At 62.6% G+C, this 12,184-nt stretch carries 8 protein-coding genes, 1 tRNA gene and 1 pseudogene; 1 reads left to right on the top strand and 9 read right to left on the bottom strand.

The window, feature by feature from the left end:
* The 3 genes from ACOJVU_RS20000 to ACOJVU_RS19990 form a co-directional block, all read right to left on the bottom strand.
* Nucleotides 1-1,038: IS1380 family transposase (locus ACOJVU_RS20000; protein ID WP_421531366.1), on the bottom strand; the 1,038-nt coding region annotated here is incomplete at its 3' end.
* Between the two features lie 306 nt (nt 1,039-1,344).
* The gene (locus tag ACOJVU_RS19995) at nt 1,345-2,112 is read right to left on the bottom strand and encodes a hypothetical protein (RefSeq protein WP_421531365.1); all 768 of its coding nucleotides are present in this window, start codon (nt 2,110-2,112) and stop codon (nt 1,345-1,347) included.
* A 56-nt stretch (nt 2,113-2,168) separates the two neighbouring features.
* Nucleotides 2,169-3,590 (bottom strand): PE domain-containing protein, encoded by a 1,422-nt coding sequence (locus ACOJVU_RS19990; protein ID WP_421531364.1) that lies wholly within the window; start codon nt 3,588-3,590, stop codon nt 2,169-2,171.
* 448 nt (nt 3,591-4,038) lie between these two features.
* Between ACOJVU_RS19990 and ACOJVU_RS19985 the strand changes: the two are divergent.
* A pseudogene (locus ACOJVU_RS19985) lies at nt 4,039-4,422 on the top strand (helix-turn-helix domain-containing protein); the annotation flags it as partial.
* Nucleotides 4,423-4,592: 170 nt separating this feature from the next.
* Here the strand turns inward: ACOJVU_RS19985 and ACOJVU_RS19980 are convergent.
* The 6 genes from ACOJVU_RS19980 to ponA2 form a co-directional block, all read right to left on the bottom strand.
* Nucleotides 4,593-4,666 (bottom strand) — tRNA-Pro (locus ACOJVU_RS19980).
* A 36-nt stretch (nt 4,667-4,702) separates the two neighbouring features.
* Nucleotides 4,703-5,662: a metallophosphoesterase gene (locus ACOJVU_RS19975; protein ID WP_421531363.1), complete on the bottom strand. Its 960-nt coding sequence runs from the start codon at nt 5,660-5,662 to the stop codon at nt 4,703-4,705.
* 125 nt (nt 5,663-5,787) lie between these two features.
* Nucleotides 5,788-7,566, bottom strand: coding sequence for a DUF3556 domain-containing protein (locus ACOJVU_RS19970; protein ID WP_421531362.1), 1,779 nt, complete (start codon nt 7,564-7,566; stop codon nt 5,788-5,790).
* 169 nt (nt 7,567-7,735) lie between these two features.
* A complete protein-coding gene (locus tag ACOJVU_RS19965; RefSeq protein WP_421531361.1) occupies nt 7,736-9,013 on the bottom strand; it encodes a PucR family transcriptional regulator in 1,278 nt (425 codons plus the stop codon).
* Nucleotides 9,014-9,082: 69 nt separating this feature from the next.
* A complete protein-coding gene (locus tag ACOJVU_RS19960) occupies nt 9,083-9,358 on the bottom strand; it encodes a hypothetical protein (RefSeq protein WP_421531360.1) in 276 nt (91 codons plus the stop codon).
* Nucleotides 9,359-9,735: 377 nt separating this feature from the next.
* Entirely contained in the window at nt 9,736-12,162 is a 2,427-nt protein-coding gene (gene ponA2, locus ACOJVU_RS19955; RefSeq protein WP_421531359.1) for a transglycosylase/D,D-transpeptidase PonA2, read from the bottom strand.
* Between the last annotated feature and the right edge of the window lie 22 nt (nt 12,163-12,184).

The raw sequence follows: 12,184 nt of genomic DNA, 5'->3' as shown, positions 1-12,184 counted from the left end.
CAGTTCGGAGTTGGTGACAAACGGGTGATGGCGCCACACCGGAAACAACGCATCGGGGTAGCGGGCGTCTTTGACCCGGCGCACCACCAGCCGCACGGTCAGGGTGCGGCCAGAGCCCAACCGCAGGGTGTAGGGCGTTTCGGCGACTTGGGCATCAGAGATCAACGCCCCGGTGTCGGGGTCGGTCACCGCACCGGGGTAGTGCACCGGGGTGTAGGCGGCCTCGTCGATGGCTGCGATCGCGGCGTTGATGCGTTTGTTGCGGCTCACCGACAAGGAGAATTCGGCGCCTTGGGCCACGCACGTGGTGATCACCTTCTTGGTGCCAAACGCCGAGTCGCCGCGCACCATGATCGCCCCAGCGGCCCCGCAGGCGCGGGCAGTGCCGATGGCCACCGTGATCTGGGAGGCGGCCGCGCGCCCGGAGCCGGCTTTGCCGCTGCGCAGCCGGGCCTCGGCGATCACCGGTGCGGCTTGTGCGGTGGAGATGGTAGTGATCTGCGGTGAGAGGCCTTTGCGCAGCAGCGCGCGGCTGGCGATCTTGGTGTGCCCGAAGCTGGCGCCCTGCTTGGCTTTTCCGTAGACCGGGCGCAACAGCGAGTCGATGTCGACAAAAGCGCGCTGCTCGATGCCGGGCAAAAGCGGTACCCGCGCCGCGAGCGCCACCAGATGGGCTCGACCTACCGCAGCGAGTTGGTTGGCGTGCCCGAAAGTGAACTCGCGTAGAAAGATCCCCAACGTGGAGGGCGCATACACCTCGTCGAACACCCGCGGGGTGCCGCCCGCGCGTAGTACATTGGCATCGTCGATGCAGTCCGCGCCGCACATCATGCCCGCGATGATCGAAGTCAGCTTGCCGGCCGGATTCACCGCCCCCGACGCCACCCGCGTCGACGGCAGGTCCACATGTTCGCCGATCAACCGCGAAAGACCAGCCTGCTCAGCCAGGTCCAACACCGGCACCAGCCCGGCCGCCGATACCAGATTCTGCTCGTCAAAGACCGCCGAGTCGGCGGTGAACGTATACGATGAGTGCATCGAAAGTGCCTTCTTGAACTCTGGACAAATACGACGTAAGCACTCGTATTATCCCAGTTCAGAAGGCATTTTCGCTGTTCACACGCCGATCAAATCACCGGCCCAACCACGGATTCAGGCTTAGACACCTACAGCGACCTGTTCCCCCGCCGGACCTGGACGCGGTCGCCGCCGCGTTCGACCGCGAGGTGGGGTCGCTTCACTCCACACCAGAACCAACCAACCCCCCGCTCTACTTCGAGCAGGGGGTTGGTTGGTTCTGCGACCCTTTTCCAACACCAGTGAAATTTCTTCATCATCTTCAGTTTATTTGAAGAAACCAGACTGGTTGTCACTGCGGTTAAAAAAGCCCGAATCAAAGTTTCCAGAGTTTCCTAATCCAGAGTCTTCAAGACCAGAGTTCAGTATTCCCGTGTTACTGCCACCGGAACCGAAGTTCAGTATTCCAGTGTTACCGCCTCCGGAACCGAAGTTCAGTATTCCAGTGTTACTCCCACCGGAACCGAAGTTCAGTATTCCAGCGTTAGCGCCACCGGAACCTGAGTTTAGTATTCCAACGTTAAGTCCACCGGAACCGAAATTCAGTATTCCAGCGTTATTACCACCGGAACCGAAGTTCAGTATTCCAGTGTTACTGCCACCGGAACCGAAGTTCAATATTCCAGTGTTACCGCTACCGGAACCTAAGTTCCCTATGCCGGTGTCGAACTTACCAGTACCAGAATTTAAGAAACCTACATCCTGTCCTCCAGTACTTGTGTTGTAGAAGCCCACGTCGTTGTTCCCATTGAAAAATCCCGTGTCAAAATATCCCGTCAGATTCTTGTTCATAAAGCCAGAACTGAAGTTTCCCGTGTTGCCAAAGCCCACGTCGTAGCTTCCGGTGTTACCAAACCCCGACTCGTAGGTTCCCGTGTTCCCGAAGCCAGAAACCGTGCCGTGCTGACTGACCACACTGCCGATACCGGTATTTACACTTCCCGAGTTCCATATTCCGGTGTTGATGTTCCCCGAGTTCCCTATTCCAATGTTGAGGGTACCCGAGTTGAACAATCCGATATTTCCTGTGTACACCTCCGTAACCGGACCAGATGTGGTAAACGCGTCTGTACCGCCGGAATTGAAAGCACCTACATTTTCCCAGCCTGAGTTGAAAATCCCATATTAGTGTTGCCGGAATTACCTATACCCAAATTAGTGTCACCAGCGCTGTATAGACCTACGTCATGTTGACCCGAGTTGAACAATCCCATGTTATCCACCCCGGAATCCAGCAACCCCATGTTATGCGACCCGGAGTCGAAAACTCCTGAGTCGAATGATCCGGCGTTAAATAATCCAGAGTTAATAGATCCGGTATTGAACAAACCGTAGTTCAGAATACCGGCGTTGAACAAACCAAAATCTTCTTCACCAGAGTTGAAAAACCCTGAATTGAAACTTCCAGAATTGAACATGCCATAGTTGTTAGCGCCAGAATCAAACAAACCGGTATTTTCGCCGCCATCGAACTCGGCGTTTCCCGAGTTAAAGAATCCAGTGTTGCCGGTGCCAGAGTTGAACAGCCCGGTGTTATGAGTTCCAGAGTTCAGCCCGCCGAAACCTATCTGGTTGTTCCCGGTGAGACCGATACCGATGTCATGGTTACCAGTGTTGGCGAGTCCGATATTGTAGTCGCCAGTGTTGGATAGCCCCCAGTTGAAGCTACCGGCATTTCCAAGGCCTATGTTTCCGCTACCGAAGTTCAGTCCGCCGATACCAATCTGATTGGTACCGCTGAGGCCGATACCAATGTCGTTACTGCCGAGGTTGCCGAACCCGAAGTCGTGGCTGCCGGAGTTGCCCAGTCCGATATCGAAGCTGCCCAGGTTACTGAACCCGACGTTGTTGTCCCCGTTGTTTCCGGATCCGATGTTGAAGTTACCGAGGTTACCACTGCCCAGGTTCGAGTTACCGAGGTTTCCGCTACCGATATTCCCCGACGAGGGAGTGGGAGTACCGGTCGCATTGTTTTCTGAACTTCCGTTACCGAAACCAATATTTCCGTTTCCGAAATTACCCAGACCCAGGTTTCCGTCACCGCGATTACCCGATCCAAGGTTAAGACTACCGGTGTTTCCTCCACCGATGTTGAAGCTGCCATGGTTACCCGAGCCCAGGTTGAGACTGCCGGTGTTTCCACTCCCGATGTTAAGACTGCCGAGGTCACCCAGACCCACGTTGATGTGGATATTTTCCACAGCTGTTTGTAATGTCTGCAGCGGAGAAGTATTGGCTCCCTCCGCAGCGGCATACCGGAGTCCACCTATGCTCAACGCTTGAGAGAACTGTGCCTGAAAAGCTGCCGCCCGTAGAATTAACCCGTGAAACTGTGAACCGTAGGTATTGAACACCTCCGAGATCGACATGGATATTTCATCTTGAGCTGCGGCAAAAATCTGAGTGGTCGAACCCACCGCCGCCATCTGTGCGTCCTGAATCACCGATTTCAGACTGGTTAAGTCCGAAGCCGTTGCGGCTAAAGCATCAGGTAAGGCGGTCACAAACGACATCTCTCACTCCTGTTCCGTAGGAGATACGAAAATTCTATGTGTTGCCGAACAATACACGAATGAAGTAGATTTTCTAGTCCATGTCGGGTAATGTCGCGGACCGTGCGGCAGACGTAGAAATGCGGAGGGCAGGGCGGGTTCCGTGGGGCTCCGGTCCGCCGCCACCGCCGAAGCGGGATCGGGGGCTCCTCAAGATACTCATCTGTATTGCGGGATACGTGAGCGGTTCATCCTCATACTCCACGCCCCAGTCGTCGTCAGGAGTCCGTCTTGTCGCGTCGGACCAGGACTCGTCCAGCACGGTGTCGATCTCGGTCAGCAGGGAGTCCAGGGCATTCGCGCGGCCATCATCTAGTGTCCTGCGCCGTTAATTCGTTACATAATTGTAATCGGTGGGCTTCGGCGCCGTTCCGCAACGAATGATGTTGGTGGGTGGGGTGATTCGTGTATGGCATCACGTGGGCGACCGACGGCGGAGTTGGCGTTGACCGAGGAGGAGCGTCAGGCTCTGGTTCGGTGGTCACGGCGGGCGAAGTCGTCGCGGGCATTAGCGTTGCGGTCGCGGATCATCCTGACCTGCGGTGAGGGTTTGTCCAACAAGGCGGTGGCCGCGAAACCGAGTGTGTCGCAGCCTACGGTGGGCAAATGGCGTGCCCGGTTTGTGGACAAGCGACTCGATGGGCTGGTCGACGAGGCGCGTACCGGTCGCCCGCCGTCGATCCTGTTGGACAAGGTCGACGAGGTGATCGTGACGACGCTGGAGCACAATCCGCCCCACGCGACACACTGGTCGCGGGCCTCGATGGCAAAGCGCAGTGGCCTGTCGCGCTCGACGATCGGGCGGAAGTTCGAGCTGAAACCGCATCTAAGCGACGGTTTCAAACTGTCCACCGGCCCTCGGTCTGAACTTCTGCCTACCCACTGCCTACCGGGCAGGCTGCCGACCGAAACAAAGAAACCCGCCCTGTCCTGTTTTGCTGGGTCAGAGCGGGTTTTCTGCTGTCGGGGTGGCGGGATTCGAACCCACGACCTCTTCGTCCCGAACGAAGCACGCTACCAAGCTGCGCCACACCCCGTGTGAAGCCACGACAGCCTATCGCACCGGCGGGCAGTCAGCGCATCGAGGCCGCGGGCAGGGAGCGCCCGCGGTCGCTGGTCACGTCGCGGCCTCCCATCGGGGCGGCGATGAGTGTCAGCAGCGTGGCCTCAGGCCTGCAGCAGAAGCGCACGGGCGCGAATGGGGAGGTCCCGATCCCCGCCGAGACGTGCAACTGCATCGTGGCGCCCCACCGCGACGGTCCCTTCGCGCGCGAGCGGTCCAGGCCGCAGTTGGTCACCAGGGCGCCGTAGAACGGCAGGCACAGCTGCCCGCCGTGGGTGTGGCCCGCCATCACCAACTGGTAGCCGTCGGCGGCGAAGCGGTCCAGCACCCGCGGCTCGGGGGAGTGCGTCAGACCGAGCCGCAGATTGGCGGCGGGGCTGGCCGGGCCCGCGATCGTGCCGTAGCGGTCCCGGTCGATGTGCGGGTCGTCGACGCCGGCGGCGGCGATGTGCAGTCCGGCCACCTCGAACTCGCGCCGGGCATGGGTGAGGTCGAGCCAGCCGCGCTCGGTGAACGCCGCCCGCAGGTCCTGCCAGGGCAGCGGCTTTCCGCGAATCCGCTGCGACGGATTGGTCAGGTAGTTGAGCGGGTTCTTCAGGCGCGGCCCGAAGTAGTCGTTGCTGCCGAAGACGAACACGCCCGGTCGCGACAACAGGTCCCCCAGTGCCTGGACGACCGCGGGCACCGCCTTGGGGTGTGCCAGGTTGTCGCCGGTGTTGACCACCAGGTCTGGCTCCCAGCCGGACAGCTCGCGCAGCCAGGCTTGTTTGCGGCGCTGGCCGGGCAGCATGTGGAGGTCGCTGATGTGCAGCACTCGCAGCGGCGTGGAGCCCGGGCTCAACACGGGCATGGTGATCTCGCGCAGGACAAAGGCGTTGCGCTCGACCGCCGCGGCGTAACCGATACCGGCCACCGCCGAGCCGACCGCCGCGGCGCCGGTGCGCATCAGGGCGGGCAAAACGTCAGGCATGAAGGCAGCGTACTGCGGCACACGAATGGGCAGCGCCACCTGTACACCTTCGGCAGTCGGCAGTCGGCAGTCGGCAGTCGGCGGTCGGCGTCACGGCCGGCGGGCGCCGGCGACCGTCGCTGTGCTCATGCCAGCGCGCCGTGGTCCCGGCCGGGCCGCACCCAGGTGATCTGGGTGGGAATCGGCCCGTTCGGCAACCACGGTTGCGTGCTCAGGGCGTCGGCAACTTTCCACGTGCCCCGCTCGATGACTCCGAGTGCGGCGTCGATGAGCTTGTAGTGCTGCACGCCGCTGCCGAATGCTTCGGACTCGACCCAAACGACAACGCACTCGCCGGGGAGGAAATGGGCCTCATCTTGCACGGCCTGGATCATGTCCTCATTGTGAAAGTGGCCCTCGCCGAAATTGAATCCGATGATCGAGTTGCAGAGGAACTCCGCTTCGCGCACGGTGCGGCTGTCGATGTCGGGTAGTTCGCGCAGCAACACCGAGAACAGACCGCGGCCTTGACTGTGCAGGCTGCGCCACGCGATCGTCTTTTGCAACACGATCTCGTTCCAGGGCGCGTCGTAGCCTGCGCCTTCGAACTGGTCGATCTGGTTGCTCGCCGAGCGGGTGACCTTGTTGAGTTTGTCTTCGGCACCGGGTGCGAAAGCCCACAGAGCCGAAGCCCAGTTTCCCGCATACTGCCGCATTGAGGGCAAGAACGAGACCTTGTCGGGCCGCAGGTTTCCGAGAACCGGAAAGAAAAGCAGCCCGGCGAGGATGATGACGGCCAGCCAAGGCGGCGACATGTTCCACGGGGCGTAGCCCTGCCATGCCGGGAAGCCGAGGAAGAGAAACACCGTCGCGTACGCGAACAGGACGTTCCACTCCAGCGGGACGGCCAGGGGGAAAGTGGACACGATGAAGAGGTGGAAGCACACCATGAGGATGACCGCGGCCACGGTCAACCATTTGTTGGTGGACAGCAGCAGGACCAGGGGCGCGGTGATCTCGACGAAGGTCCCATTCATGTGGGCTATGAAGCGCGCGAACGCGGAAGGCTTCATGTCTCGCGGGAAATCGCGGTAGTGAAGACGCCTGATCCACGAGAACGGCACCGCGGGACTGTTGCTGATCATCGGTGGGATCACGCTGGAAAAATGCTTACCGAGTTTGGAAAACCCGGCGCCGAACCACACCACCACGATCAGCATTTTCAACGCGATGATCATGTTGCAGAACGGCAGCATGGCGAAGAAAATCAGGGCCGGAAGATACTGTTCCCCTCGTGCGCCGAGAAAGATGACCTTGTCGCGCAATCCAGTGAGGATCAACAACACGATAGGCGCTGCCAGTAGCACGGGGTCGACCAGTCCGCTCGTGTTGCCCGGCAGCACTGCTGACAGTGAATCACTGTGCACGCCAGGCAAAGCCAAAGTGAGGACGATGCTCGTCAGCAGCGACAGGTACAACACGACATCCGTCGGGGTGCGGCGGCTACCCGAGGTCAACGGGACCCAAGTCCAGGGCCGCAGCCGAATTGTCCCCGTCCGGGCCCAGAACAGGATGCCGCCGGTCATCGGTTTCACCTTGCCTGCCAACGGCCCCCATGACCCGCCGATGCCTATGGCCTCGACCAGGGTGGTCCAGAGGATCGCCTTCTGGTACACGATCGGTTGGTTCCACCATTGCGACACGTGCCAGAACGCCGGCAGGCCCGAAGTGAGGGTGGCGATGGTGATGCCACCGATCGCGTAGAACACGAACACCTTGAGCAAATAGATGCAGTGCACCATTTTCGGTGAGCCGAAACCATTTTCGGCCCAGTCGGCACCGAGGATGCGTACCCGTTCCATGAGCGGCTTCTGCAGAAATGTCTCCGGGTCGACGTCGGGGAGGTCGGGTTTGGTGAAACCCATGCTGGGTGTCCTTTTGTTGCTGGTTGACAAATGACCGGGTCCGCAGAGGACGCCCCTCGAGGCGAGGAGGTGGGCCTACAGTAGGGCGAGTGACCTCTGGCACACAGTGTCGGAGCGACGAATCTGCCGCGTTGATTTGTCGATGGGTCACAAGGACCCCGGCCGTCGATCAGTGCGGGTGAAGCACTGCCGATCCGTACCATCGGCAGACGAGCAGCGCGACCTCGACGTCGAGCCGGTCGTCCCGAATGGGTTTCCCGCGGCGTTCGATAGCCCGATCCATGCGATATTTCACGGAATTGAAATGCATGCCGAGTTCCTCGGCGGCCAGCTTGTAGCTGCCGGCCCGCAGAATCACCCGCAGCGTCTCACGCAGCCGGGCGTCATTCTCGGTGTCGGCTGCCAACGGGCCGAGCACTCCGGCGACCCAGTCGCGCAACAGGGGCACGTTGGCCGCGAGCAGCGCGGCAACGGCGACGCCGGGATCATCGACCGCCAGGGTGATCGGTGTCATCGAGGCCTGGGCAGTGCCCAATCCCCAGGCCAGCCTTGCGCGTCTGTGCGAGCGGCGGAACCCGTCGATGCCGTGATCGACGGACCCGATGGCGATGTTGGGAGGATCGTCGCATCGGGGGATCGCCGTGCGGATGCGATCTACCGAGTTGGCAGGACACGAGCGGTACGGGAGCCATACCCACGAAGTGGCTCGATCGACCGGAGCGAACAGGGGAGTGCCGTCCACCTCGATCCTGGCGCCGAGATCGTGAATGAACCGGTGCAGGCGCGAGAGGTCATCGTGGTGGTCATCGGCGTCGGGGTACCAGACGATCAGGGCCAGGTGGTGCCACCGCAACGGATAACGGATATCGACGGACGCCACGTCGAGATCGACGGACGTATCTGTGGCCAAGAGTTCGCGGACCTTGAGCGTGCGCACGCTGTGCTGGTTTTCCACCCATCGCTCACGTTCGTCTTCGTACACGGCGACGACTTGTTGAGACACCGAGTCGATGTAGTCAAACGTCACTCGGGTGATCGTCTCGATGGTTGCCACGCGTGCCAAGGGATCGATGTTGAGCGCTTCGAGTTCGGCGAAGATGAGCTCAGTCAGCCGACGCTGGCCCAGCCGGTAGCCGCGAACAAGCGCATTGACCGGGACACCGTGCTGGGCCAGTCTGCGTGCGTATTCGACGGCGGCTGCGGGCGCGGTGATGCGATCGACGGCGATCGCGTGATGCAGGGCGTGCAGGATTGTGTCGATGTTGCCCTCGACGCTGGCGCTGAGCAGTTCGACAGTGGCGGCGTCGCCGCGCAGTTCGGGTACCTTGGCGGCAATTTCGTCACGGACTTGACCCGTGACCGTCGCTCGGCGCTCATTGAGCCGAGCGGCGATCGATGCGACGTGACGCTCGACCTCAGCCACATCGCTGGAGTCCGTCGCCGCCACCAGTCGACCATAGATTTTTCCGTTCACATCCGCCTCGATTTTGCTCTGGATTCAGCTCGTCGGGTGTCGTCACCAGTGTTGGGCGCCCCAAATGCAGGTGTAGGCGGCGTTGACCGCGAACACGCCGATCTGTGCGTGAAGGGCCATGCTGGCCAGCCGTTTGCGAAACCGTCCAGTAGGGATGTCGGAGACGGTGCGGCGGAACTGTTTCCCCCGTGTTCGGCTGCGGGCGCCGGCGAAGTCGAGGTCTACGACGGCGATCGTGGTCAACCCGTGCCGCTGGCAGTAGTTGATGAGCGCGGTGACGGCGTCGCGGACCTCGGCGTCGCGTCCCCGGCGGCGCAACCCTCACGTCCCACCCAGTAGGGCACCGAGGGGATCGCCCACAACGCGCTGCGCCCACTCCTGGCCGCGATCGGAGAACACTGCGGGACACGACAACGCGTAGCGCCCGCGCGCAGTGTTGGCGAAGTGTTCCCATGGTTTGGGCAAGCTCGAGAACGACGTGCGCATGGGTCTGCTGGCGTAGGCGTCGGCGGAACGGACAACACTTCTTCCGACGGTCGCAAATCGGCACACGTTTCGTGCGGTGGTGGTCAGGGCTGGGTGAGGTAGTCCCTGAAAGCTTTTCGGGTGATCCCGCTGGTGGAGGAGTGTTGGTCTCGGGCGCGCTGCTCTGACTTTTCGATCAGGGGTGGGGACCGTGGTCTTCGTCGCGGCGCCTACGGGGGCGGGGCGCCCGGCGGCGGCGGTGGGGCCAGCAGCGGGATCGTGATCGGCGGCAGGCCAGGGATCTCCACGACCTGCGAACCGATCGGCACGGGCGCGCCCTCCGGCGGCGGAGGTGGTGCCGGAGGAACGCCGTTGCTGATCTGGATCGTGATGATCGAACCCGGGATGGTCTGGCCGTTGGGCGTCGTCCCGACGACCTCCCCGTACTCGGCGGAACTGTTGACCGAGGCGGTCTGGTCGGCCACCCGGAAACCCGCGTCGGTGAGGCGCTGGCGGGCCGCGTCCACCTTCAGCCCCGCCACGGCGGGCACCCGCGACGCAGGGGAGCCGTCGACGTAGCGGGGATCGGTCGGCGGCAGGTGCACGTCGCCGAACATGGTGGCGATCGGTTTCATCGCCGTGAACCAGGTGCGCGCGGGTTCGTTACCGCCGTACAGGTTGCCTTCGCTGCAGTGGCGCAGCGGCGACGAGCACAGGTCTGTCGGGTTGGTCGAGTCGTCGTAGATGTAGTTCGCCGCCGCGTAGTGGTTCGTGAAGCCCACGAAGCTCGACGAGCGGTGCGCCTCGGTGGTGCCGGTCTTGCCCGAAACGGGCAGGTTCCAGCCCGCCGCGCCGGCCGAACCGGAAGCCGTCCCGCCGCCCAGCGCGTCCTTGCTCATCGCGTTGGCCAGTGTGTTCGCCAGCCCTTCGGGCACCACCTGGTCGCACGTCTCGGTGGTGACGGCCACCTCGGTGCCGTGGCGGTCGGTCAACTTGTCGATGGGACTCGGCGGGCACCACACACCGCCGGAGGCCAGGGTGGCCGCGACGTTGGACAGCTCGAGCGCATTCACCTCGATCGGGCCCAGCGTGAACGAACCGATGTTCTGCCGCTTGATGAAGTCGGCCAGGCTCTCGTTGCTGTCGGGGTTGTAGTCGCGTGCGGTGCCCGGGTCGGCGTAGGACCGCAGCCCGAGCTTGATGGCCATGTCGACGGTGGGCGTCACGCCGACCTGCTGGATCAGCTTGGCGAACGCCGTGTTGGGCGAGGTGGCCAGCGCGTCCGTCACGTTCATCGAGCCGCGGTAGTTGGCGGCGTTGATCACGCACCAGGTGTCCTTGGGGCACCCCTTTGCCCCGCCGCTGCCCATGCCCTTGGCCTGGAACCGGCCCGGCACCTCGAGGGATGCGTTGATGCCCATGCCCAACTCCAGCGCGGCGGCGGTGGTGAAGATCTTGAACACCGACCCGGCGCCGTCGCCGACCAGCGAGAACGGCTGCGGCCGCATGGTCTCGCCGACGTCGATGTCCAGCCCGTACTTGCGGTTGCTGGCCATCGCCATCACCTTGTGGGTGTCCTTGCCGGGCCTGATCACGCTCATCACGCTGGAGATACCCGGCAGGGACGGGCTGGCGAACTGGTCGATGGCCGACTTGACCGGGATCTGCACATCGGGGTCCAGCGTGGTGCGGATGGTGTAGCCGCCGCGGGCCACCTGTTCCTTGCTGAGCCCCGCGCGCGACAGGTATTCCTGGACGTAGTCGCAGAAGAATGCGCGGTCACCGGCCGCGATGCAGCCGCGCGGCAGCTCGTTGGGCTGCGGCAACACCCCCAGCGGGGTCGTCTTGGCGGCGCGCAGGGCGTCGGCCTCCTGCGGGATGTTCTCGATCATGGTGTCCAGGACCAGGTTGCGCCGGGCCAGGGCGCCCTCGGGATTGGTGTAGGGGTTGAGCGTGCTGGTGGACTGCACCATGCCCGCCAGCAGCGCCGCCTGCTGCCAGTTCAAATCGGAGGCGTTGATGCCGAAATAGGTCTGCGCGGCGTCCTGCACGCCGAACGACCCGTTGCCGAACGACACGAGGTTGAGGTACCGGGTCAGGATCTCGGGCTTGGTGAAGGTCTTGTCGAGCGTGAGCGCCATCCGGATCTCGCGCAGCTTGCGCGCCGGGGTGGTCTCGACGGCCGCGCGCTTCTCGGCGTCGGTCTGGGCCGTCACCAGCAGCTGGTAGTTCTTCACGTACTGCTGCTCGATGGTCGAACCGCCGCGGGTGTCGACGTCGCCGCGCGCATACCCGGCCAGCCCGGTCAGCGTGCCCTTCCAGTCCACCCCGTTGTGCTCGGCGAAGCGCTTGTCCTCGATCGACACGATCGCGAGCTTCATCGTGTTGGCGATTTTGTCGCCGGGAACCTCGAAGCGGCGCTGCGTGTACAGCCAGGCGATGGTGTTGCCCTTCGCGTCGACCATCGTCGACACCGCCGGCACCTCACCTTCCAGGAGCTGCGCCGACCCGTTGGCCACCACTTCGGAGGCGCGATTGGACAGTAAGCCCACACCGCCGGCCACCGGGAACATCAGGGCGGTGGCGACCACACTGGCCAACAGGCAGAACCCGGCCAGCTTGAGAACCGTGAGACCTGGTGAGGGGCGGTCTGGCATGCCTACCACAGTAGCGGGCCGC

Origin of the sequence: Mycobacterium sp. THU-M104, assembly GCF_049197365.1 — a bacterium.
Classification (GTDB): Bacteria; Actinomycetota; Actinomycetes; order Mycobacteriales; family Mycobacteriaceae; genus Mycobacterium.
Note: the sequence above shows the minus strand (reverse complement) of the source record. Positions and strands in the feature narration are given on the sequence as shown.